We start from the raw sequence: 24,642 nt of genomic DNA, 5'->3' as shown, positions 1-24,642 counted from the left end.
TGCCCCCTCGAGTAGGGGTACCGGAAGTCGGATCGGATGTTCCCCTGCTACTGTTTCGGCTGCGAAGTGATGACAAGTTGGGGGAAATTTGACGGTTGTGCCGAAATTTCCGGTTATTCCGACTTTTTTGATCAAATCGACGATTCCGGCCGAAATTTGATGCGATCGGAAGCGTCTGTCGACCGAAACGATTCTCAGGGTCCCACAACTCGAACTGCGCCCGTTGCCTCAATGCAGCCGGAGCGATGAGTTGAGGATCACTCTCGCCGCGAACTTACGATTGCCACGAAGATAAACGGAGCCGGTTGATGTTCGGCAGAACACACAACGCTGAGGCCAAGAAGCAGCGCCGTAGCGAGCGGGCCTCCGGTCAACCGGTCGAGCGACTCGAAGACCGCCGGTACCTCGGCATGGTCATGCCCGTCGGCGGCTTCGACGGGGGCAGCGAAATAGATGAGCAAGCCGCGGTCGGATCATTCGACGGCACCGGCGCTTCGTCGAAAACGGCGCCAGGCAGCATTGCCGACCTGTGGCACAACTCCGAACAGCCGATCACAATTCGTTACGACTTTCGCGGTCTCAATGGCGAAGCCAACGAAATCACCGCTCGTCAAATGGCACTGGCTGAGCAGGTCTTCGCCGAATGGCAGCGGGCAACCGGCGGTCGCGTTCAGTTCTTAAGGGACACGAACGCCGACGCATCTCAGATCGTCAACGTCGGCGTGGGCTCGCTCGATTCGCTCGGTCACGAAACCGCACAGGGCGGCACGCTCGGCCTCGGAGGCTCAGTTCTTAATACGTCCTCCGGCCAGCCGGAAATCCAAGGGATCATCTGGCTCGACCGATCTGAGAATTGGGATAACACGATCGGCAACGGAGACCCGGCCGGCACCGTCGACTTCTTCACCGTCGCGGCACACGAAGCGGGCCACGTGCTCGGTCTCGCCGATACGCTGCAACATGTGACCGACGAGATCATGGGCGGCACCTATGACGGCGAGAGTTCGACTCAGGCGATCGATCGGGCGCTTCAGCAGGCGATGTTCCTGCCACTGACCGAAGGCGGGGCCAACGGGCTTCCCGTCTCACCACTCGTCGATATCGCCGCCCAGCAACTCTCGGCCAACGAAGTCACGCAGACGCTCGACTTCGCATCGCAGGTCTCCGACACTAATGATGCGATTATCGCGATCGTCGATCGCAACGGGCGAATCTTGGGCGTGAGAGTCGAACAGGAAGTCCTTGACAACTTCGCGGGAGACCCGGCGGGGCTTGTGTTCGCGATCGACGGAGCCGTCGCGAAAGCCCGTACCGCCGCGTTCTTCTCCAACGGTGATCCGAACAATACTGATGCCTACTCCCCGAACGGCACGCTCGCTCCCCTGACCTCGCGACTCGTGCGATTTGTCAGCCAGTCGACCGTGACCGAGCGCGAAGTCGAATCCAATCCGAACATCACCGATCCGAACTCGACGGTCCGAGGCCCCGGTTTCGTCGCACCGATCGGCCTCGGCGCCCACTTTCCGCCTGAAGTTGCTAACACCCCGCCGGTCGACCTGTTCGGAATTGAGCACACCAACCGCGACAGCATATTCCATCCCGGCGACGACGGCATTAAGGGGACGGCGGACGACTTCACCCTCCGAGGCCGATTTAATATCGACCCCACCTTCGTTCCCGCGGGCCAGACCCTGTTCGCACCGGAGTCATACGGAACGCAGGCGGGTATCACTGCCGGAGCGACCGATCCCAGCGACTGGCAATCTCGCGGAATTGCGACACTGCCCGGCGGAGTTCCGCTTTACCGTGATTCCAATGGCGACGGCATCGGCGAGACATTAATCGGCGGCATCGGGGTCTTCTTCCCCGGTCCCGATGGCTTCGCGACCCACGAGCAGGGCTTCATCCCGGGCATCGGACAGACTGAAACACAGCGGACAAACGCGTCTCGAGTTCTTGAGGCCGAATTTATTGCGGTGATGGCCGCCGGGGGAAGTAACCTCGCCAACAACGAGGTCGGTGGATTCAAGCCCACCAATCACCCGGTACCAACTCTCGACGTTCCGTTCGGCCGTCTTGATCTCGTCGGAATTCAGTTGCAGGTGATCGGGCCGGTTGCCGGTACGAAAGGCCTGCTTCAACTCCGCGACTTCGCGCAGCAGAATATCAGAGCCGGTGCCGCCAGTGGCGCCGATCAGCAAATTAACGCAGGCGGCGATCTTGCTCAGGCGGGCTTGGTCGTGCCCGAAGGCATGCTCGTCACTCCGCACGCCTCCACGGTCGACCCCGAATTAACCGCCGAACGTGTCAACCAATTAATCTTTGACGCGGTCGAAGCGGCCAAAAATGTTCGCGCAGCCGTTCGACTCGACGCCGGAGACGCCTCACCCGGCGTGCGAACGCGTATGGTCATCGCCGTGACCGACACCTCCGGCGAAGTGCTCGGTCTGTTCCGAATGAAAGATGCGACCGTCTTCTCGATCGACGTCGCCGTCGCGAAGGCGCGAAACACTTCGTATTACGCCGACCCGAATGCATTGCAGCCGATCGATCAAATTAATGGTGTCCCGGCGGGGACCGCCTTCACCAACCGGACATTCCGCTTCGTCTCGGAACCACGATTCCCGGACGGGATTGATGGAACGCCGGCCGGGCCGTTTTCGATCATGAACAATCCGAGTATCAACCCGCGAACCGGGGAAAATCTCGGTGCCCCGGCGGCCGCTTCAACCTTTACGAGCGTGCTCGGATTCGATGCCTTTAATCCGCAAACGAACTTCCGCGACCCCGGTGACCCCGGCGTCGTCGCCGGCAGCGTTCCGGCCGTCGGCACGACAAATAAGGCGAACCAGAACGGCATCGTCTTCTTCCCCGGCAGCACCCCGCTCTATGAGAACGGAAATAATTTGATCGGCGGATACGGGATCAGCGGTGACGGCGTCGACCAGGACGATGTGGTCACGTTCCTCGGCGCGCGAAACTTCCTGCCGGACGGTCAGCAGGTCCTCTTCGCCGATCAGACGTTCGTCCGCGGCGTCCGCCTGCCCTATGTCAAATTTCTTCGCAATCCGTTCGGCTGATCGATGACGTGGCGAGTTCGATTTGGTCAACCTTAACGGTCGATTCGATAAATTCAGCGAGGTTTTTCATCCGGGCCGTAGCGGCACTGATCACAGGTCGATGGCACGTTCGATACGATTCAAGGCTCAGCGCCGCCGGGCGTAGATGGAATTGGGGCCGGAACCCGTGTGCCACGGATGAGACCATGATTAAGACGCGATTCGCCGTGTTGTCTCTCGCGATCTGCGGGTTATTCTCCGGTTCGGCCGACGCCGGGAAGTTTGAACGATTCGCACTCAGCCTGCCGATCGTGCATCACTCGACCGGCCCACTTTGTCGCCTCCGCAATACCGGCTATCCCAACCGGCTCTTCCCGTGGGCCGACTGCACCTACGACGAGAAATACAGCGGCTACTATGTCGGCGGCGGTGATTCTAAAGGCAACGGCTGCCGGTACCGCAATGAAGGCACCTTCGGCGTCGACTACGACCCATGGTACTCACGCGTGTCGCTCGGTTGGCTGCACGGCCGCAGACTGCAGAACGGCTACGGAGTATACGAAGCCGACCACAAGGTCCGCGCCTTCCCCGAACTTCACGGCGGCGAAACTGAAAAGCATTAATTGCTGGCGAGCCGCTCGCGATTGAGATTTAAAAATTCGTCGCGCCAATAATACTCGTCGAGCAATCCCTGCGTGTCGCGTCCCATGTGATAATGCGCTGCATAGAGGGCCTCGATCGTCGCGAGCCCGCCCATCGGATCGCTGTTCATCTTCGAGACCCGCGGATAGGCGGTCTCCCAGCGGGGCAGGCTCCGCACCGGTACGTCGCCGTAATCTTGCTCCATCGCCTCGGCGTGACGCCAACTGCCGTCAATTAAGAGCAGCCCGGCTTCCGCGTCGGCAGGCCCAATCTCCGGCCCCCCGAATCCCAAACGCACGTACCGGTCCAACGATTCGACGCCGCGACCGGGGTATTTCCAGAATACAAACCCCTCCCGCCCCCGCAGCGGCTCCACACTGCACTTACTACGACGCTCTTTCGGGTGGACAACGATAATCGTGGGGGGGGTCAAATCTGTGACTCAGTTAATTATGAATTACGCGGCAAGCTTTTGGGGTTGCCCCGTCGAATCATCAAAGCGGTGAGTATCATCCCGCTCCGCGGCCGCTTGATCAACTCGGTTGGCGAAGCGTTGCCAGCGGGTGCCCAGCCAAATGCCGAGGACGATTGAGGCGCTGAAGCCTGCCCAGCCGTACGCGAGGAAGTAGCCGACGGCGACGTTAACGCACGCGGCAAGCGTGACGGCGACAATGCCGCCCGTCTCGGTCGGGAAGATATTCGCGGGGGGCGGAAAGCCGGGGATGTCGCACAGGGAACCGGCCAGCCCGATGCCGGCGAACAGCATCAGCGGCGGCAGCGGGCCGGTGCGGTCCTGCCACCAGTTTCGCATCCAACCCAGCGTCAGGAGGGCGAGCGAGAGCGTCAGTGGAGCCGTCGTTTGCAGAAGGCTCCAGAAATCGCCCAGCGCGAAGGTGCCGCCGAGTTTGCGAATGCCGCCTTCGAGGGTGGCGGGAATCCCGCTCGTCAGCAGGGACAGGGCGATCCAGATCGCCCACGTCGGCCGTCGAAACCACTGTCGGAGGGTTTGAGCGAAGCGGTGATCGTTCCGGCGACAAGGCGTGGTCGGTCAGGCAGTTCGTTCGGTTGCACCGGATTGCCCCTCGAAATGTGTGTGAGTCGGCGAAGCATCCGAAATGTCGCCTTTCGCGGTCAATGCGGGTTCGGCATGACGTTCAAATCAGACCTGCGGCGCCCGGACATTTTCAAACATCTTCGCCACTTTGCCAAACGCCTATTGAAACATGCGTTCACACTGCTACAGTCGCCCGGGTGTTTGAGGTCCCAATCCGAAGCGGAGCGGGGGAAATGGAGGGGTGCAGACGAGAAGACACGGTGCGCGCACTGCGGCAGCAGATGCGACAACTCACCAAAACACGGGGCGTGAGCGAGCGGACTGAGGAGCCGGTGGCGGTCGGACCGCAACTGGCGCCGCTGGCAACACTGCTTGGTGGTGGATTGCAGCCGGGGGGCACGGTCGAACTGGTCGGACCCGCCACGGGGCTGGCGTTGGTGTGTGCGTCGTCGGTGCTGGCCGAAGCGCGAGCGACTTCTCAAGTGGTACTCGTCGAACCGAAACAGGACCAGGAGCGGTTCTTTCCGGCGGGACTATGCGGCTACGGGATCGAGCCGACGCGACTGCTGATCGTCCGACCGTCTTCGCAGAAAGATTTACTGTGGTCGCTGGAACAGGCGCTGCGCTGTCGGGCGGTGGGAACGGTGCTCGCCCGACTGGGGCGGACATCCGACACCGCGATGCAGCGGCTTAAACGGGCGGCTCAGGTCGGGGGAGGTTGCGGATTCTTTCTGCGGCCCGATTCGACGCGACGCGATGTCTGCTGGTCTGACATGCGGCTGGAAGTCCGCACGATGGCCGGGCAAAACATTAATGAGGAGACGCTACGCCCGCACTGGCGGGTGCGGTCGCTGTATCCCTTGCGAGATACGGCCGCGGGCAGGGAGGGGGAACAGGGGATCGAAGTGATGTTGAACGATGAAACGCATCTTGTCCGTGTGGCTGCCCAACTGGCCCGTCCAGCGATTTCGCCAATGCGAGCGTTCCGAACTGCCGCGAACGAACGACGGGCCTGAGAGCCGCCCTGACCCGCCAATCGTGCTGCATGCCCCGGCCGGGGGTGGCGCGCTGAAGGTCACGGCCTGCTCGCAATCGGCGGGGCGCTATGGGGTGCGACCCGGGTTGCCACTCGCCGAGGCGCAGGCCCTGTTAACCGGTGTCCAACCCGCCGCGATTTTCACCGCGGCGGATCCGACGGCAGATCGAGAAGTGCTTGAGCAGTTCGCGCTCGCCTGTCGGCGGTTCAGTCCCGTGACGGGAGTTCCTCCTGTCGAAGAAAATGTCGCAGAGCCGGACAGTCTTTTAATAGACATCACCGGCTGCACTCATTTGTTCGGCGGAGAGCGGCCGCTAGGGCAGGCGGTCATTCAGTTCTTCGCCGAGTACGACTACCAGGCCCGCGTTGCGATCGCGGCAACGGTCGGCGTCGCATGGGCCGCAGCGAGGTTCACGCGATCCTCGGGCCACGTGATCGCGGTCTCCGCTGCCGACACCCTGCGGCATCTCGATCCGCTGCCACTGGCCGCATTAAGAGTTCGCAGCACCTCCGTCGACAAATTAAAAGAATTTGATATCCGGACCGTTCGCGACCTGCGCACGCTGCCGCGGGAGACTTTGCCGTCACGGTTCGGTCCCGAGTTATTAAAACGGCTGGATCAGGCAACGGGCGACATCGCCGAGCAAGTTCATCCCACGCCACCCCCCGAACCGGTACGAGCGAACTGGGAATTTGACGTGCCAATTGAAGGCGGTCATATCGTCGAACAAATTTTAAAGAAGCTGACCGAGCGCCTGTTGAAACGCCTGCGACCGGGAATCGGCATGCGCGAAGTACGCTGGGAAGTCCTTCCGCCGGAGGGAACACCACTCTCTTTTAACGTCGGCACCGCCCGCCCGACGGTCGATCCCGACCGATTCATGAATCTCGTGCGGCTGAAACTCGAACGGATGCGGCTGCCGGAAGAAATTGAACGCATTGCAGGCGAAGTCACCGTCCGGGAACCGCTCAAGCGGAAACAAAGCGATCTATTCGGCGATGGCGAGCAAGATCGCGACAGAGAATTCGCCGACCTCATCGAATGCCTGAGCGGACGGCTCGGAGACCTGTGTGTCTCTCGCACGGTTTCGACCGGCCACCCGATTCCGGAACGCGCTTTTCAGGAAGAACCAGCGGTGAAATCACCTCGTTTAAGGCCATTTTTGCCCACAACGAAGTACCTTAGCCCTACCGCGCGACCGACCTGTCTGCTGAAAGAACCTGAAGCGATTCGCGTGTGGTCGATTGTCCCGGACGGGCCGCCCTATCGCTTTATCCGGCGGGGACGCACGTTCGACATCCGACGTCGCTGGGGGCCGGAACGAATTGAGTCGGCTTGGTGGACCGGTCATGAAATTCGGCGGGACTACTGGCGCGTCGAAACCGTTCAGGGAGAGCGGTACTGGCTATTTCAAGACTTAAAGCACGCCCGCAGCGAATGGTTCCTGCACGGCCTCTTCGAATAGCGCAAACTTGCTCATGCTTGAAGCATATTAATACCGGCCAGAGCCGCAAGTCGATGGTCGATCAACTAGCGATTGCCCGACGGCTGGCGCCTCGGGCTTATATTTCACACGACTTGGAAACACCCCCAGTGAAAATCGCAGAAAGTACTCGATTTACAAACCGCGCGTTCGAAAGAACCGCGGACCGAGCGCGGGGAGGAACCTCGTCCCTCTCTATCACATCATCGCGCGCTCGACCACCGCGTCTCAGGACGCAGTGCTTATTGACACCGGCTCTAATACATTAAAAGCACGATAACTCTTTAAGAATCAATGCCTGACGAACCGCCGCCCAAAGCCCGTGAGTCTCACCCCGCAATAGCCGGGCGGATCGATGCTGCGCCGCAACCGAAGCGAAAAGCCCGCGCCGTAAAAAACACTCGCATCACCGGGCTGCGGTGCCTGACGAATTTTACCTTCCTGGAGGGCGCATCTCATCCCGACGAATTAATCGGACAGGCAGCCGCACTAGGATATGAGGCGTTGGCGGTCACAGATCGCAATAGTCTCGCCGGTGTCGTCCGCGCTCATGTCGCGGCAAAGCAGGTCGGGCTGAAACTGATCATCGGCACCGAATTGCATCTGGTTGATACCCCGCCATTGATTGTCTGGGCGACTGACCGCAAATCGTACGGGCAACTGTGTCGATTGCTGACCACCGGGCGAAGGGCGGCGAAGAAAGGGGAATGTCGACTCACCTTGGAAAACGTCTCGCGATATTCCGCCGGATTGATTGCCGGAGTGCCACTTGCAGCCTTAATCGGCGATCCGGACCACGCATTAAGATCTCTGTCCGCCTATCGAGACATTTTCTCCAGTCGACTTTATACGCTCGCCGAACTGAGCCGCGGACCGGAAGACCGATTGACCCTGACGCGGATGAGTTCGCTCGCCAAGCAGGCCGGCCTTCCGCTGGCGGCCGGCGACGATGTTCGCTATCACGAGCAGCAGAGGCGCCATCTGCACGGCGTCTTAACGGCGATCCGCCTGGGCAAGCCCGTTGCCGAACTGGCGTCGCATCTCCCCCCCAATGGGTATCATCATATACGATCACGAGACGAACTAGACCGCCTGTATCAAGATCGTCCCGATGCGCTACGGCGAGCCGTCGAGATCGCCGACCGCTGTCATTTCAATCTCGACGAACTTCGCTATGAATACCCAGAAGAACTAACCCCCGCGGGGCACACGCCTTATTCCTACTTAAAAGAACTGACAGAAGTCGGGGCCTCTCGGCGGTATCCGCACGGCATTCCAGGCAGCGTGCGCAGGCTGCTCGATCACGAATTAAAGCTAATTCGTGAGCTCCGATACGAGGCGTATTTTTTAACCGTGCAAGACATCGTACGGTTCGCGCGGAGTAAAGAGATTCTTTGCCAGGGGCGCGGGTCGGCAGCTAACTCGGCAGTCTGCTATTGCCTCGGCGTGACGGAGGTCGATCCCGACCAGCACGACTTGTTGTTCGAGCGATTCATCAGCAAAGAACGCGATGAGGCTCCCGATATCGACATTGATTTCGAACACGAACGCCGCGAGGAGGTACTGCAATATCTTTATGAGAAATACGGAAGGGAGCGGGCAGGGCTGGCGGCGACGGTAGTGACTTATCGCGCCCGCTCGGCCATTCGCGACATCGGCAAGGCGCTCGGTCTGTCCCTCGACCGGGTCGACACACTTGCCCGACATATCGGACGGTACGGCGTGGAGGGCGATATTAATGACCGCTTTCTTGAAGCGGGTTTACAGCCGGGGAGCCGGACGGCGAAGCAGCTTGTCTATTTTATGGATCAAATTCTCGGATTCCCGCGACACCTGTCACAGCATGTCGGCGGGATGGTCATGACCCGCGGGCGTCTCGACGAGTTGTGTGTCATCGAGAATGCTTCCATGAAGGATCGCACCGTCGTGCAGTGGGAGAAAGATGATCTTGAGGCATTAGGAATCCTTAAAGTCGATTGCCTTGCCTTGGGGATGCTGACGGCTTTGAAGCGGTGTTTTGAGTTATTGAAGTCGGCGCGGACCCACGGGGCGGTGCCCGTGGGCTTGATGAGCCCTCAATCCCTTTGTGAGATTCCTAAGGAGGACCCCACCGTCTATGAGATGATTCAGCGGGCAGATACGATGGGAGTCTTTCAAATCGAAAGTCGGGCGCAAATGGCGATGCTGCCGCGCCTGAAGCCTCGCACGTTTTATGATCTTGTGATTGAAGTCGCGATCGTGCGACCGGGGCCGATTCAAGGAGACATGGTACATCCCTATCTAAGGCGGCGTGATGGTTTGGAAGAAGAAACCTATCCGAGCGATGAAGTTCGCGGCGTCTTGCAGCGGACGCTCGGTGTGCCGATTTTTCAGGAACAGGCGATGAAGCTCGCGCAGGTGGCGGCGGGATTTTCACCGGGTGAGGCCGACGAATTCCGCCGCGCGATCGGGGCGTGGCGCAGCACCGGAAAGATTGATGAGTTCGAACACCGTCTTAAAGAGGGCATGAGTCGTAACGGTTACACCGGCGAATTCGCGGAGCGGCTGTTTAAACAAATTCGCGGGTTCGGTGAATACGGCTTCCCCGAATCGCACGCGGCGAGTTTTGCGATTCTGGTTTATTATTCGTGCTGGCTGAAATGTTACTATCCGGCGGCATTTTGCGCCGCTTTGGTCAACAGCCAGCCGATGGGGTTTTATTCGCCATCCCAATTAATTCGCGATGCGCGGCAGCACGATGTGGAAGTCCGACCCGTTTGCGTGAATCGCTCACAGTGGGACTGCACGCTTGAGCTGGCCGATAATCTCGAACCGCCGCGGCACGGCGTTCAAACACAAGGGGGCTCCTCGACAATCAGGCTCGGGCTGCGGATGGTCCGCGGTTTGAGGCAAGCCGATGCCGAGCGGCTTCTCGCGGCCCGGACAGCAAGTAATTTCGCATCGTTCGACGAACTCGCGCGGCGGACCGGGCTCGCGTCGTCGGCCTTGGACCGGTTGGCCGCAGCCGATGCGTTTCGAGAACTAAAGTTAAAACGAAGAGAAGCGCGTTGGCAGGCAATGCCGTCGCGCCGGGCCGCCCCGCTGACCGATCGCGTCGATCAATCGGAGGAGACGCCGACATTGCCCTTCGAATCGAAAGAAGCAGGGGTTGCCGCCGACTACCGGGCGACGGGGTTGTCACTCGAAGGGCATCCGCTGCAGTTTTTAAGAAATGAAATGGATCACCTGCAAGTGACGACCGCAGAGCTGCTTCAAGAACGTCACGACGGGCAGTCGATAAAGGTCGCCGGTTTAATCTTGCTCAGGCAGCGACCGGGAACCGCGAAGGGGGTGACCTTTATGACCATTGAAGATGAAACCGGCCATGCGAATCTGATCGTCTGGCCCGATGTGTGGGAGAAATTTCACCGCATCGCCCGCACGGCGACCGCGGTGATCGCGCACGGTAAGTTACAGCGAGATAAAACTGGTTACGTCATTCACGTTGTCGTGGACCGGCTCGAAGACCTTTCCGAAACGGTCGCCGCTGCGGTGCGGTCGCGTGACTTTCATTGACCTGCCGTCGTTTAACCGGCTGGCGAACGACTTACAGATTCCGCGTTTCGAGCCCGCTCATCGTGCCGGTGCTCGATGCAAAGGTGTCGAGTTCCAAGCCGAGTTGCTGCAGCATGGTGACATAAAGATTCGGCAGCGGGTAATTGTCAGATCGGTCAAATGCTAAATGCTGACCGTGCCGATACGACCCGCCCGCCAAAATGATCGGCAGGTTCTTCGAGTCATGGCTGCTCGCGTTGCCCAGGTTCGAGCCGATCAGCACCTGAGTGACATCGAGAAGCGAATGCCCGTCTTCCGTCGTGTCTTTCAGCTTCTTAAGAAACTCCGCGACCATTGTAAGCTGCGTTTCTTCGATCACCTTCAATTCCGCGATCTTCGCGGCATCTTTCGCATGGTGGGAAAGGTTGTGGTAATCGTGGACCACGCCGTCGATGACCGGCACCGCATTCATGCCCTCCTCAAAGAAGGTGATCAGCCGGGTCGAGTCGGTCTGCAGAGCCAAATGCATCATGTCGTACATGAGCGAGGCCCGGGCCACGATGTCTCTACGGTCGGCCACATCGCGCGGCGGCTTGACGTCGACATCAGGCTTGGGGCGTTGCTCCCACGCCTCGGCCTTTTGCAGACGCTGCTCGGCAGCGCGGACGGCCGTGAAATACTCATCCAGTTTCTGCCGGTCGAGCCTGCTGACACGTCGCTGCATGGAAGACGCCTGACCCAGAACGAAGTCCATGATGCTCTGGCCGTCCTGAATTTGTTGCAGCACCTGCGCCTTTTGACTCGGCTTACTCTCAATAAACATTTTGTCGAAGACGGAAGATGCCCGCGTCATCGCCGGGATGGCGACGCCGTTTCGTGACGAGGAGAGCCCACGATTACCGCTCATGCCGAGCACCAGCGAACCGAAGCGGGTTTGATCCCCGATCGATTCCGCCGCCAATTGGTCGATCGAAATACTATTCTTAAAAGAAGCACTTCCCGGGTTAGGCGCCGCGGTCAGAAAAGCTTTGTCGGAGAGGTGTCCACCCCCCGTCTGTGGGTGCGATGTCCCGGAGAAGATCGTGTATTGATCCCGAAACTCGCTGAGGACCTTCAGGTAAGGCGTCTCTTCAAAAGAGCGACCGGCGGCTTGCGGAAACAAATGCGGGCCGTGCAGGCCGAGGCCGAAGTTGATCGCCACCATGCGGCGCTTCGGCTGAGAACTCGTGCCCGCTCCGAGGCTCATCGACTCTAATGTGGGCAGCGCCATGCAAACGCCGGCGGCTTTTAAGAATTGGCGGCGATGTGTGCGTTTCATGGCGATTGGAAAACTTCGCTTTGAGTAACGTGATGGAGGAGCGTTCGAAGACCGTTTCCGTCAGCACGAACCGCCGCGACCAAGCGGTCCACTTCGTCGCGGTCGGAGAAGCTGAGTTCCCGCCCCGTCCCGAAGACGAGCAACTTCTCGATCAGGCAGTGCGTGATTTGATCGGGGTCTTGCATTAGAAGTTCTTTAAACTGCCGGATGTCAGAAAATCGGCCACGCCCTTTCAGTTCGCCGGTCGGATCGACATCAAGTCCTTTTCGGTAGGCAACGCGCTTCACGCCCGCAGGCCCGTAGGTGGCTTTGACGCGATCACCGCTGGTTAAAGAGCGATACCAGTCTCGATAGCCGCCGATGACGTCGAAACTCTCCAATGCGAAACCGGGTGGGTCGATCGCATCATGGCAACGGGCGCAAGACGGATCGTCCCGATGCTTCGCGAGCAATTCCCGCAGCGTTTTCGCGCCTCGGGTATCAGGTTCAACCGCCGCGACGTTCGAGGGCGGAGGAGGTGCTGGTTTACCAACGATCCGTTCGAGGACCCAGGTCCCACGCAAAACCGGCGAGGTATTGGTTCCGTTCGCCGTCACTTTCAAAATCGAAGCCTGCGTCAGGAGCCCGCCTCTGAGACTGTCGGACGGCAATTTCACTTCGCGAAGTTCCACGCTCTCGACACCGTCGATGTCGTAGAGGGTCGCGAGTCGCTCATTAATAATAAGCCAATCAGAATCGATGAAATTACTAACCGAAAGGTTCTCCGTCAGTATCTTTTCAAAGAATCGGTGAGTCTCTTCGAGCATCGACATCCGGAGCAATTCGTCGTACTCGGGATAAAGCGAACCGTCGGGTTCGGTGAAATCGATCTCGTAGAGTTCGAGCCATTGCCCTGTAAAATCAGTGACGAATCGCTCGGCCTTCTTGTCGGCGAGCATCCGCTCGACCTGATCGCGCAACACCTGCGGTTCGCCCAGCCGATTTTGCTCAGCTAATGCGAGAAGTTCTTCGTCCGGCAGCGATCGCCACAGCATGTAGGATAGTCGAGACGCCAAGGCGACGTCGCTGAGTTCACCTTCGGATGGCTCTTCCAGAAACAGAAATTCCGGAGAGCACAACGCTGCTTTCAAGCTGACTTTTAAACCATCGATCCATGGCCGCTTCTTCGCGAGGACCTCGTTCGCGAGTCCGACATACGCGGCAATTTCACTTTGTGTCGCGTCGCGACGGAACAATTGCGGCAACACCCGGGTGAGAATCCGCTCGATATCGGACACGGTCGCTTTTGTCGGATCGATGCCGTCAAGTAGTTTCGCCCGACTTTCAGGCGGCCAGACCGGATTAAGCGGCCCCTCTATTTCAGTCTCGCCGACCTTGACCCCGGGGATCGTGGTCGTATTCGCATCACTCTTATAGCCAAGGCTTGTTCCGTACGGCTTCACTTCGAACGCGTCATATCGATCAAATCGATCAGTGAACTCGATGATGGTCCAGTCGTCGCCCGGGTGGACGTCAAAATAGCCGACGAGGTGTTTTCCGCGTCGGTTGGTAATGACGTCGCCGACATGCACGCTGACGGACAGCGGGCGGTCGGATTGAAACGCTTTGGCCCGAATCTTAACGCGATAAAGGCCGGGCTGTTTCGTGCTGAGGTCGCTGAACTTTCCGGCCGCTTGGTTGCGATTAAACATCACAATGCCGTCATCCATGATGCGGATTTTTTTGTCCTTGAGATAACTGGGCACGTTGTCCGTCAAGAGATCCGTCCGCAATTGAGAGGTGGGAGGCTTGGGCGGCCCAATCGTCGCATCAAAGATCACGTCTGCCGCAGCCAGGTAGGCCTCCATCTGCTCGGTTGAAATCGACAGCGATTCTCCGACCGTGGTGAAACCGTGCGAACTACCGTCTTCCGGCAGCATGTCTTTGACGTCGACGTCGATCGAGAACAGATCGCAGACGGTGTACTCGTACTCCCGTCGATTCAGCCGTCGCAACATCACCTCGGACGACTTTTCGTCGGCGGTCGCGAGAGGTTGCTTCAGCGAATTTAGAAATTGCCGTCGCTCCGACTCCACCGGCTGCGTCGATTCTTCCGGCGGCATTTCACCCGCCTGCACACGATCGTGAATCGCGATCCACTTAGCCAAGGTCTTTTCATCGGCCAGGTTCGCATCAATGGCCGTTAAGTTCAGACCGGCTTCGGGCTCGACGGAGCCGTGGCAATCGATGCAGTGACCAGACAGAAACGTGCGGGCCGTCGCCGGAATCTCGCCACCGTAGCAAAGGGGTGAGAATGCAAAGGCTGCAAACAGCGACGTGAGCAGGAGTCTCGTTCTCATGGGATCGTCAGATAGAATCTGAGGAGAAGGTGGGACCGCGATGGGTGGGTAACCGCAATCAAATTTTACTCCGTCGCGATCGGCAATAGTAGAACTTTCCCGGAAAGCGATGGGCCGTTTGTCGAACAAACCGGGCGACTTGTTCTGTGTTGACGCCGACTTGTTCTGTATTGGCAACGCCGATTTCTTCGGCACGGATTCCGAGAGTTCGGCGAGGCGAAAGCGATCCGGACGGTCGTTCGTTCGTGCAAGCTGGCGGCGTCCGTTACGATCGGCGTGTTCACGACGAAAGCACGCGGTCGGAATAGGGAAGCATCATGGGCGAACAGGTCTATTTGGGGATCGATCTCGGGGCCGAGAGCGGACGGGTCATTGCTGCGGCATTCGACGGCCAAAAGGTTCGGCTCGATGAATTGCATCGCTTCCGCAACGGGCCGATCGATCTGAACAATTCGCTCCGCTGGGATGTGATCGGCCTGTGGCAGGGCATTCGGGAAGGGCTCGGACAGGCCGCCGAGAAGTACGGCTCGAAGATCGTCTCCTGCGGCGTCGACACGTGGGGCGTCGACTATGTGCTGTTGTCAAAGTCGGATGAAATTCTCGGCATGCCGTTCAACCACCGCGACGAGCGGACTCGCGGCATGCAGGCGCAGGCCGTCAGCCGGGTCGGCAAGGACCGCATCTTCGCCGAAACCGGCACGCAGTTCATGGAGATCAACACGCTCTACCAACTCATGGCGGCGCGGCAGAAGACACCCGACATGCTCGATGCTGCGGACCGCTTCCTGATGATGCCGGACTTCTTCAATTGGTGCCTGTGCGGCAGTAAGGTGGCCGAGTTCACCAACGCAACGACGACTCAGTTCGTCAATCCGAAGACGCGGGACTGGTCGGCCGACCTGCTGCGTGACCTCGATCTGCCGGTCGAAATTTTCCCGCAGATCGTCGCGCCGGGAACTTCTCTCGGCCAGCTACGGACGGAAGTCGCCGAAGCGGCGGGGCTGGGGCGGATCGACGTGATCGCCCCGGCAACGCACGACACCGGCTCAGCCGTGGCGGCGGTCCCGACGACCGTCGACCGACCAAAGTTCGCCTACATCAGTAGTGGTACATGGTCGCTGTTCGGTGTCGAAGTCGACCATGCGATCGTCTCGCCGCAGGCACTCGCGCTCAACATGACCAATGAGGGCGGAGTCGACGACACCTATCGCCTTTTAAAGAACGTGATGGGACTGTGGCTAGTGCAGGAACTCCGGCGGTCATTTGAAAAACGGGGCGGACCGATCTCGTATGAGCATCTCGTCCACGTCGCCCAAGACGCAGATCCGTTCCGCTCATTGATCAATCCGAACGCGAATCGCTTTCTCGCCCCGAAAGATATGCCCACGGAGATTCAGGAGTTCTGTCGAGAAACAAATCAACCGGTTCCGGAGAGCGAAGGGGCCTTGGTTCGCTGCGCGTTGGAAAGTCTCGCACTCAAATATCGCTCGGTACTGGCCGGACTTGAAGAACTGACCGGGGTCGCGACGGAAGTCATCCATGTGGTCGGTGGCGGGGGGAAGAACGCATTGCTAAATCGAATGACGGCTTCGGCGTGCCGGCGCCCGGTCATTGCCGGGCCGGACGAGGCAACGGTTCTCGGGAATGTGTTGATGCAGGCTCGGTCGCGGGGGGAAATCGCCGGGCTGACCGACTTGCGACAGATCGTTGCCAATTCGGCCGATGTGCGGACATTCGAGCCGTCTGAGCCGGAAAAATGGGACGACGCCTACGGACGATTTGACGAGCTTTGCAAGAAGACTTCTTAAAGATCGTCGGCCTTTATATCGCTTAACAAATAACTGAGGCGGGGACAGCCCGCCCTATGACTTTAAAATCACAGGATGGATCGATGGGTTGGTTGGAGAAGCTCCAGGGCGGTCTGAAAAAGACGCGTGACGTCCTAAATACAGATGTGCGGGACATTTTTAAGTCGGGGCGAATCGTTGATGAAGAGTTGCTGGAGGAATTCGAGTCTCGATTAATTCGCACCGACATGGGCGTCATCGCGGCTGATGAAATCGTCGAAGAGGTCCGCGACAACCATAAGGGACGCACCGTCGATCCGGACGCGATCTCCGAAACGATTCGCGAAAAGATTTTGTCAATTCTCGTCGCCGGCACCGACGTTACCTACGACATGGAGCGGCCCCTCTCGCCGCTGAATCTTACGGAGACTGGGCCGACGGTGATTCTCGTCTCCGGTGTCAACGGCGTCGGCAAGACGACATCGATCGCCAAACTTGCGCGGCTGTTGCGGGATAATGATAAGTCGGTATTGCTCGCCGCGGGGGACACGTTCCGCGCCGCCGCCGTCGAACAATTGACGATGTGGGCGGGGCGGCTCGGCTGCGAAATCATCACCGGCGATGCGAACGTCGATCCGGCAAGCGTTGCCCACCGCGGCTGCGAGGCGGCTTTGGCAAAGAATGTCGACGTCTTAATTATCGACACCGCGGGCCGACTTCAGACGCAGAAAAACTTAATGGACGAACTCGGTAAAATCCGCCGGGTCATCAGCAAACAAATCCCCGATGGTCCACACGAATCGCTATTGGTCATCGACGCCACGACGGGGCAGAACGGCATCAGTCAGGCGAAGAATTTCTCCGAAGCAGCCGGCTGCACCGGAATCGTGCTATCCAAGCTCGACGGCTCCGCGAAAGGCGGCGTCGTCATTCCTGTTACCAAGGAAATGAGCATCCCGGTCAAATATATCGGCACGGGGGAAGGCGTCGACGACCTGTCGATGTTCAACCCACGCGACTTTGTGACGGCGTTGGGGCTGTAAAAGGTGAGAGGTGAGTAACGAGGCATGGGGCCTCGTCACTAAATACTTAATCCGTTTCGCTCGAGTCCTCTTCGTCTAGTTGTACCTGCACCGGGTGCATGAGGTAGGCGAACAGGTCGCGGATTTGTTCTTCCGAAAGCGTTTGCAGAATATTATCCGGCATCAGCGAAAGGGCCGAGGGGTATTCTTCGTCGATCTCGTCAATCGGAAGTGTCTTTAACTCGGTAGCCGTGCGGATGGTCAGGGTGCGGTCGTTGCGTGAGGTCACGATCCCGTTCAAGACCCGTCCGTCGAAAAGCACGAGGCTCGTCACCTTGTAATCGGCGGAGACGACAGCACTGGGGTCGACGATATTCTGCAACAGGTAATCGAGATTCGAACGCTGCGATCCGGTCAGGTTCGGCCCAACCTTCTTGCCTTCGTTGTAAAGTTCATGGCAGTTCGCGCACGACTTGCGATAGAGCAGCCGGCCGGCGGCAAGGTCGGCCCCCGCGACGACTTCCGGCGTGAAGTTGCCGCGAAGCTTATCCATGACGGCTTTTCTGTCAGCCGGAGTGTCGCGAATTTCACCCCAGACTTCGGCCAGCAGGTCCGACAACTCGTCATTCTTGAAGCTTAAAATCTGCCGGGCGTGCGAGGCGGTGATATCCGCCCGATTAACCTGCGATTTGCCGGTGCCGACGTTTTCCAACAGTGACTTCGCAAATGTAGGCCGGGAGACGAGCGTATCGATGACCGCCGGTCGTTCTTCCGGGTGGAAACGACGATACCGCGTCGCAAGTTTCTTTCCGATGTCCGGGTCGGAATAGAGAGCCAATCCGCGGACCGCGACTGCATTAAGACTTTTTGTATCGAGCAGCGATTCGCAGATCTCGCGCAGATCGGTCGGACGGGCTTCGATCAGCGTTTGCAGTGCGGCTTTGCGGGACTTGAAATCCGCTTTTTTACTCAAAGCAATTTGCTTGACCTCGTCCAACGCCCGCCCGTCGCCGAACAGGATGTTTAATTCGCGAACCAGTTGCGGGCTGTGCTCTTTCGGCCCGGCTTTCACGAAGGCATCCCATGCCGCCGGCTCAGGCGCTTTGCGCCAACCGCTATAGGCTTCGCTCATCCCTTTCAAGATGCTCACCTGCAATTCGGATGAGCGGTCTTTCGAGCCGGCGATTAATGAATTGAGAGGGCCCGATTCTCTCTCCGATTGAACCGCCAGATGACGGGCCACATATCTCAGCGACGTAGGCCACGTGCAATGCAGACCGACTCCGGCCAGAGTTTCCGGAGACTGATCGCCGACGGGAATCAACCCGTACCACACGAGCATCGGCAGATCGCGGTCGGAGGCGTAACGCTCGTGTTTAACGAGTTCGGTTGCCAGTTCCGCACGGCGATCAATCGGCAACCGCTGCAACGTCGATGCGAGGACGAGATGCACTAAGCTGGATTCATCGTCGCGGGCCATTTCAATAAACTTTGCGATCGACTTCTCATCCTGCGGATAAATCGCGTTTGCCCGCGGACCGATTACGGTATCGAGCGGCCAAAAGTCGGTGAGCAGGCGAATCGCCCACACGCGGACGTGTTCATCGGGATCGTCGAGCAACGCGCGAAGCATTTCGGGTGTCGTCTCGCCGGCTTGATACTCGCGCCACAGGGCGGCCAGCGCATTGTCGTTGGCGAGGCAGAAGGGTTTCGCAAAGGGCGCGGCGTCTTCGGCCTTTCCGTAAGAGACCTTATAGATGCGGCCGCTCTCGCGATGCACGCCGGTGTGCTCATGGCATTCGCCGGTGTCGCTCCAGTCGGCAATATAGGCGTTGCCGTCGGGGCCGACGCGAATCTCCAAGCCGCGGAACCACGGGTCGGACATGATGAACGTGTCAGGTTCATGCTTGCCGACATATCCTGCGCCCTGTCGCTCCAATCGTTCGACGTTTGCCCGGCGTCCGTGGAAATTGATTGTGAACAGTTTGCCGTGAAATCGCTCGGGCCAACGGCCTCCCTGATAGATCATCATTCCGCTGTGGGCGTGCCCGCCACCGTAGCTGTTGGCGGCGCCGTCCCGGCTATCCATCCAACTGCCTGACGTGTCGAAGTGGTAATGATCAGCGATCATGTCCATTCGCTCGTAGACGCCGGGGTTGCGGCTTTGGCCGAAGTGCTCCTTGAAGTGCGCCCCGGGCATCACGTGCCACAGGTGGCCGTTAACGGTGTTGATGTAGAACAGTTCGCCGTTTTCATCCCAGTCGTGCCCCCACGGATTCGTGGTGCCGTGGCAGAGGACTTCGACGATCTTTTTCTCGGGATGAAAGCGCCACATGCCGCCATCCATCGGAATCCGATCCTCGTCCGGTGTCCCCGGCACGCCGAGATTGCCGGGACAGGAATGCCCGCAGCGTCCGTAGAGCCATCCGTCCGGGCCCCAGCGGAGGCCGTTGGCGAAGTTGTGATAGTTGGAATCTGAGACCGTAAAGCCGTCCAGCACGACCTGGGGCGGCCCGTCGGGCACGCCATCGCCATCGGCATCGGGAATGAAGAGCACCTGCGGCGGGCACATCAGCCACACGCCCCCTTTGCCGATTTCGACGCTCGTGAGCATCTGCACCTGATCGGTGAAGACTGTTCGCTCATCGGCCCGGCCGTCGCCATCGGTGTCCTCGAAGATCAGCACGCGGTCATTGAGCGAGAGGTCAAACCGCTGCGATTTCTCGGCATACGTGTAGTTCTCGGCAACCCACAAGCGGCCGCGGTCGTCAAACGCCGTCGCGATCGGATTCTGCACGTCCGGCTCTGACGCGAAGACCGTGACGTCGAAGCCGGGGGGCACCTTCATCCCTGACGCGGCGTCCTGAGCCGACATCAGTGGAGCGGAGAGATCGGTTTCCGTGTTCGGAAGTTTTTGCGGCTCTTCAGCAGCGAACAAGAGCGGCAGCGCGAGCACCGGCGAGAGCAGGAGCAGCGGGGAGAATCGAAGCAATGTCTTCATCGGCGAGCGCGGGTGAGACCGTGTGAACCAAGAGTGGTTTGAGAAGTCCGATCATATCGGCGACATTCTATTTAAGGCGGATGGACGTGTCTGTGCAATCGGTCGAATGACGCACGTTATTTTGCTCGACCGAATCGGCACTGTTCGCCGCCTCGAATCGGAGGGACCGGTCCTCGTCTTTTCCAAGCCGCCTGTTGAGTCTTTCCGTCAGAGAATCCGATGAAAGCCCTGCTTCTTTCCAAGTACCGCAAGCTCGACGTCACCGATTTTGACGAGCCGGACTGCGGTCCCGATGACGTGCTTGTGCAGGTCAAAGCCTGCGGCATTTGCGGCAGCGACATCCACGGTTACGACGGCAGCACCGGAAGACGTGTGCCGCCGCTCGTGATGGGGCACGAAGCCTCCGGCGTTGTGTCGAAAGTTGGTGGCAACGTGAGCGACTTCGAGCCGGGCGATCGAGTGACGTTCGACTCGACGGTCTCGTGCGGGAAGTGCGAATTTTGTCGGGACGGCCGAATCAACCTCTGCGATCACCGCATGGTGCTCGGTGTCTCGTGCGGTGAATACCGACGGCACGGAGCGTTCGCCGAGTACGTCAGCATCCCGCAACACATTTGCTACCGGCTCCCCGACGATCTTCCCTTTCATCACGCCGCGATGGTCGAGGCCGTCTCGGTTGCCGTTCACGCGGTGAAGCGATCGTCGATCAGGGAGGGAGACACCGTCGTGGTCGTCGGCAGTGGGATGATCGGTTTGCTCACTATTCAAGCGGCGAAGCATGCGGGGGCGACGGTTTTCGCGGTCGATCTGAATGCTGATCGACTCTCGCTGGCGAAGGAACTCGGAGCCGAGGTCGTACTGAAAGCGGACGACGTCGACGTCGCTGCGGAAGTCCGGCAACTCACCAACGGTCGCGGAGCCGATGTCGTGCTCGAAGTTGTCGGAGCGACCGGTACGATTCAGACCGCGATCGACTGCGTTCGCAAAGGGGGCACCGTCACGCTCGTGGGCAACGTCAGCCCACACGTCGAGATTCCATTGCAAGCCGTCGTCTCGCGGGAACTTAACCTGCTGGGGAGCTGCGCCTCGGCCGGCGAATACCCGGAGTGCCTCGACCTAATGAGCCGAGGCGCGATCCGCGTCGAGCCGCTGATCACCGCGAAATCATCGCTCGAAGAAGCACCCGAGTGGTTCGAGCGTCTCTACGCCGGCGAAAAGGGCGCGATGAAAGTGATTGTCGAGCCGGGTTGAAGTCGGATGAGGGCGTAACGCTCTAATCCGCGACTGTCAGATCGTTGACAATCCTGAGTCCGCCGGAGGCCGCGCGGATCGACTCTTGGGCCACTTGTTTGTGGTAAAACGAATCGACATTGCCGCTAAGGACGAGTCGGTCGTCGGTCTGGTCGACGCGGAGTCGGCGTCGAGCCAAGTGCGGGTTGCGCTCCAACGTCGACTGGACGAGATCGCGGAGGGTGTGTCGCTGATGGGTTTCGTACTGTGGGGGCATAGGTAACGCTTTCGCAATCGGGGCGAGACGAGCAAACGTTCGCCGAATATTTCGCGGGCCGGGGGAGACTCGCGCATCCCTGCACAGTTCGATATCGGTTCGCGCGCGGAGCAACAGGAGCCGAACACGGGGAAGACGGCGAAGACTTTGCCGATCGCAGGCGACTCGGCCGATTATGCCGCTTCGGTCGATGACCCGGCTTCGTCGGGCGGCGGCGAACCGGAGGGTTCGCTCTTGTCCGTCGAAGGGGATTCCGACGTGTCCGGTTGCTCCATGAGCCAGTCGCGTCGCAACCAGTCGACGATCAGCAGTAGTTCCTGTTCGGACAGCACGTTCTGCGGCGAGTCTCCCTGCTCCGGCTTGAAGGCGGGCATCCGGTCGTTGCGGTCGCCATAGAACCGCTCGTGCGACGGATTAGCGATGAACTCAGCCAGCCAATTTTGTGAGCCGTACCCGTTGAGGTCGGGATATCCTTCGTAGCCCGCCCCGCGATACGGATGGCAGTCGGCACAGCCGACCTCGCCTTTTTCCCCGGAAAGCAGCAAGCGTCCGTCGCCGATCGCATCGATGTCGTCGGCATCTGCACCCGCTTGGTAAGGGAGTTCGGCTTCGGCTGAGAGCGCCAGTACGATTTTGCGAACCTCTTCCTTGCGAGCCGCTAACTCGTCCCCCTCGAGATCTCCGTACAAATCTTCCTTCACGTAGCTGATCATCTCGTCGTAGCCGTCGTCGCGATAAGCCTTGCCGAACGCCGTGTTGCCGAAGTACTCCGGTCCGGCAATACGATCTGGATCGAGCAGACCCGCGATCCACTCTCGCGAGGCGACGAAGCCCAGATTGGGGGCGGATGGCTTTTTCGCCACGATATCGAGGGCGTCTTTGCCGATGTGCGAATGGCAGCTCGCGCAGTGCGTTACGAATAGAGCGGGGCCTCGCGTTTTAGGATCATTCCGCAACAGTTCGACCGGTCCGCCGGGAGGAATGCCCTCTGCCTTGGCAAGAAAGTCGGCCCGCTTGCCGAGTTCAGCCGATTCCACCAGAAACTCCTGGTAGTGTTCGTCGGCGTGATCCCGAGAGATCGGCAAATAAGTGAAGTAGGCGAATCCGCCCAGCCCGATGATCACTAACAGCATTCGCATTCCCTTGGCCACCGGTCGCGCGAGGATCCGATCAATCCATGGAAGGACGATCAGGAACCCGAGAATCACGCCCGGCAGCACTTGAGTGGCGAGGAACTCCGTGGTGCCCGTGAAGTAGCTTCGCAACTCAAACAACGCGAAGAAGTACCACTCAGGGCGCGGTTCCTGAGCGAGATCAGGATCAGCCGGGGCATCGAGCGGTGCTCCATAGTGGTACGCCAGATGGCCGAGTGCGGCGAACATGATGGTAATAGCGATTGCGGTCATGAACCGTTGCGTCGCGCGGATTTCGGACCGCTCTTCATCGGGGAGGTGCTCAGCCGCCCGTGAGTTCCTCAGCCAGAGGTAAATATGCAGCTTGCCGATCCCGATCCCGATCAGCGGCAGCAGGAGCACGTGCAACAGATACAAGTGGATGAACGTCAGATGTCCGACCGAACTGCCGCCGTGCAACAAGGTCCGGAGGATCGGACCGACGACGGGGGCGGCGCCGATGATGTTGCCTTCGACCTCGATCTGCGCGACGGCTTTGCCCGATGCCGAAAGCGGATTTCCGGTCACGGCCGCGGTCGCAACGATCGGAATGAGCAGCAAGAATGCAATCCATCCGATCTCGCGCGGCGAGCGATACGCCGCGGTGAGGATCAATCGAATCAGGTGAACTCCGAACAGCACAACCAGTGCATGACTGCCGTAGTAGTGCAGACCCCGCAGGAAACCGCCCCCGGGGATCGACTCAATAAATTGCACACTGGCCCAGGCGTGATCACTCGATGGGCTGTAAGTGGCGGCCAGTCCAATCCCGGTGATCGCAACCAAAAGGGCGACGCTGATCAGAAGGGGCCCGGTGACGTTCCACCACGACGGGCGGACCGGAGTGGAGTGCCGGACCCACCACTGCCATGCCGACTGATACCCGGTGCGGTCGTCGATCCAGGTCGCAAGAAAATTCACGTTGTCATCCAATTCATGCCGCCGGTATCGGGCGAGAAACTGTTTCAAGCGAGTATCTGTTGGGGTGTGCCGGGAAGATACTCTCGATAATCGACGGCAACCCAAAGCGTGTTGCTCGCTTCGTCCCGCTCCACGCGATACGGAAGTTGATCGAGATCACGAGGACTCGGATTCGGACCGCCGCCGGGCTTTTCGACCCGCGAACCGTCGTTGGCGAAACAGGCTCCGTGGCACCCGCAATAGAAGGTGGGTTTCTCATCTCGCGATTGCACGGCACATCCGCTGTGCGGGCAAATCGTGGTGAAGACGTCAATCACTGCTTCGGTCGGATCACCTTTCGGGATCGGTTCCCGCAGGCGGACGAATACGCGTCCGATCGCGCGATCGCGCGTGACCGACCAGGCGTCGGTGAGATCCCCTCGCACGGAGACCGTCTCGAATTGACCGGGTGTCAGCTTTGAGACGGGGATCACGCGGGTAAAATTCTCCGCCGTTTCGCCGGGCTTTTGTGTGAACAGCGGCGACGAAACGTAGCGGAACAGCGGGATGCCGATCATCCCGGCCCAAGCGGCTGCCATCGCGCGGCTCAGCCAGACGAGAAGGTTGCGACGTGTCATAGGAGGTGCGAGGGGTCGAAGACCTCTCGATTCAATTCGAGGGAGGGACAAAACGGCGGGGCGTTTGTAAACTCACGTCGTATCACTGATCGATTATTTGAAGCGATGCGGTCGATCGTCAACCGGGCGGTCGGAAGCAGCGAAAGATC

At 59.4% G+C, this 24,642-nt stretch carries 16 protein-coding genes; 8 read left to right on the top strand and 8 right to left on the bottom strand.

Annotation, left to right across the window (positions count from 1 at the left end; all coding sequences use genetic code 11):
* Window positions 1-308: 308 nt before the first annotated feature.
* Both Pan189_RS03695 and Pan189_RS03690 read left to right on the top strand, forming a co-directional pair.
* Entirely contained in the window at window positions 309-3,080 is a 2,772-nt protein-coding gene (locus Pan189_RS03695; RefSeq protein ID WP_145362617.1) for a matrixin family metalloprotease, read from the top strand.
* Between the two features lie 185 nt (window positions 3,081-3,265).
* Window positions 3,266-3,682, top strand: coding sequence for a hypothetical protein (locus Pan189_RS03690; RefSeq protein ID WP_145362616.1), 417 nt, complete (start codon window positions 3,266-3,268; stop codon window positions 3,680-3,682).
* On the opposite strand, the gene Pan189_RS03685 is transcribed toward Pan189_RS03690, so the two are convergent.
* On the bottom strand, window positions 3,679-4,134 hold the full coding sequence (locus tag Pan189_RS03685; RefSeq protein WP_145362615.1) for a ribosome biogenesis domain-containing protein: 456 nt from the start codon (window positions 4,132-4,134) through the stop codon (window positions 3,679-3,681). The genes Pan189_RS03690 and Pan189_RS03685 overlap by 4 nt on opposite strands.
* Before the next feature lie 24 nt (window positions 4,135-4,158).
* Entirely contained in the window at window positions 4,159-4,512 is a 354-nt protein-coding gene (locus Pan189_RS03680; protein ID WP_145362614.1) for a hypothetical protein, read from the bottom strand.
* A gap of 524 nt (window positions 4,513-5,036) precedes the next feature.
* On the opposite strand from Pan189_RS03680, the gene Pan189_RS03675 reads away from it, so the two are divergent.
* The 3 genes from Pan189_RS03675 to Pan189_RS03665 all read left to right on the top strand — a co-directional run bounded on the left by Pan189_RS03675 (window position 5,037) and on the right by Pan189_RS03665 (window position 10,830).
* Entirely contained in the window at window positions 5,037-5,771 is a 735-nt protein-coding gene (locus Pan189_RS03675; RefSeq protein WP_145362613.1) for a hypothetical protein, read from the top strand.
* The gene (locus Pan189_RS03670) at window positions 5,674-7,257 is read left to right on the top strand and encodes a Y-family DNA polymerase (RefSeq protein WP_145362612.1); all 1,584 of its coding nucleotides are present in this window, start codon (window positions 5,674-5,676) and stop codon (window positions 7,255-7,257) included. Before Pan189_RS03675 ends, Pan189_RS03670 begins: the two co-directional genes overlap by 98 nt.
* Before the next feature lie 312 nt (window positions 7,258-7,569).
* Window positions 7,570-10,830: an error-prone DNA polymerase gene (locus Pan189_RS03665; protein ID WP_145362611.1), complete on the top strand. Its 3,261-nt coding sequence runs from the start codon at window positions 7,570-7,572 to the stop codon at window positions 10,828-10,830.
* A 31-nt stretch (window positions 10,831-10,861) separates the two neighbouring features.
* Here Pan189_RS03665 and Pan189_RS03660 read toward each other — a convergent pair whose 3' ends face one another.
* Together Pan189_RS03660 and Pan189_RS03655 are read right to left on the bottom strand one after the other, a co-directional pair.
* Window positions 10,862-12,127: a DUF1552 domain-containing protein gene (locus Pan189_RS03660; RefSeq protein WP_145362610.1), complete on the bottom strand. Its 1,266-nt coding sequence runs from the start codon at window positions 12,125-12,127 to the stop codon at window positions 10,862-10,864.
* Window positions 12,124-14,466, bottom strand: a complete 2,343-nt coding sequence (locus Pan189_RS03655; RefSeq protein WP_145362609.1) for a DUF1592 domain-containing protein — start codon at window positions 14,464-14,466, stop codon at window positions 12,124-12,126. Before Pan189_RS03655 ends, Pan189_RS03660 begins: the two co-directional genes overlap by 4 nt.
* A 317-nt stretch (window positions 14,467-14,783) precedes the next feature.
* Between Pan189_RS03655 and Pan189_RS03650 the strand changes: the two genes are divergently transcribed.
* Window positions 14,784-16,274, top strand: coding sequence for a rhamnulokinase (locus Pan189_RS03650; RefSeq protein ID WP_145362608.1), 1,491 nt, complete (start codon window positions 14,784-14,786; stop codon window positions 16,272-16,274).
* A gap of 56 nt (window positions 16,275-16,330) precedes the next feature.
* Window positions 16,331-17,296: a signal recognition particle-docking protein FtsY gene (ftsY, locus tag Pan189_RS03645; RefSeq protein WP_310821042.1), complete on the top strand. Its 966-nt coding sequence runs from the start codon at window positions 16,331-16,333 to the stop codon at window positions 17,294-17,296.
* Window positions 17,297-17,342: 46 nt separating this feature from the next.
* On the opposite strand, the gene Pan189_RS03640 is transcribed toward ftsY, so the two are convergent.
* A complete protein-coding gene (locus Pan189_RS03640; protein WP_145362606.1) occupies window positions 17,343-20,276 on the bottom strand; it encodes a PVC-type heme-binding CxxCH protein in 2,934 nt (977 codons plus the stop codon).
* A 219-nt stretch (window positions 20,277-20,495) separates the two neighbouring features.
* Here Pan189_RS03640 and Pan189_RS03635 point away from each other — a divergent pair, with 219 nt between their 5' ends.
* The gene (locus Pan189_RS03635) at window positions 20,496-21,527 is read left to right on the top strand and encodes a zinc-dependent alcohol dehydrogenase (protein WP_145362605.1); all 1,032 of its coding nucleotides are present in this window, start codon (window positions 20,496-20,498) and stop codon (window positions 21,525-21,527) included.
* 22 nt (window positions 21,528-21,549) lie between these two features.
* Here the strand turns inward: Pan189_RS03635 and Pan189_RS03630 are convergent, their stop codons facing one another.
* From Pan189_RS03630 to Pan189_RS03620, 3 genes are all read right to left on the bottom strand, one after another.
* Entirely contained in the window at window positions 21,550-21,783 is a 234-nt protein-coding gene (locus tag Pan189_RS03630; RefSeq protein ID WP_145362604.1) for a BON domain-containing protein, read from the bottom strand.
* Between the two features lie 173 nt (window positions 21,784-21,956).
* Window positions 21,957-23,924 carry a cytochrome b N-terminal domain-containing protein gene (locus tag Pan189_RS03625; RefSeq protein ID WP_310821041.1) on the bottom strand — a complete coding sequence of 656 codons (1,968 nt, stop codon included), beginning with the start codon at window positions 23,922-23,924 and terminating at the stop codon, window positions 21,957-21,959.
* Window positions 23,921-24,454, bottom strand: coding sequence for a QcrA and Rieske domain-containing protein (locus Pan189_RS03620; RefSeq protein ID WP_310821040.1), 534 nt, complete (start codon window positions 24,452-24,454; stop codon window positions 23,921-23,923). The genes Pan189_RS03625 and Pan189_RS03620 overlap by 4 nt, the downstream gene beginning before the upstream one ends.
* Window positions 24,455-24,642: the final 188 nt, after the last annotated feature.

The organism is Stratiformator vulcanicus (assembly GCF_007744515.1).
Taxonomy (GTDB): Bacteria; Planctomycetota; Planctomycetia; order Planctomycetales; family Planctomycetaceae; genus Stratiformator; species Stratiformator vulcanicus.
The sequence above is the reverse complement of the archived record's forward strand: the minus strand, read 5'-3'. Positions and strand labels throughout refer to the sequence as shown.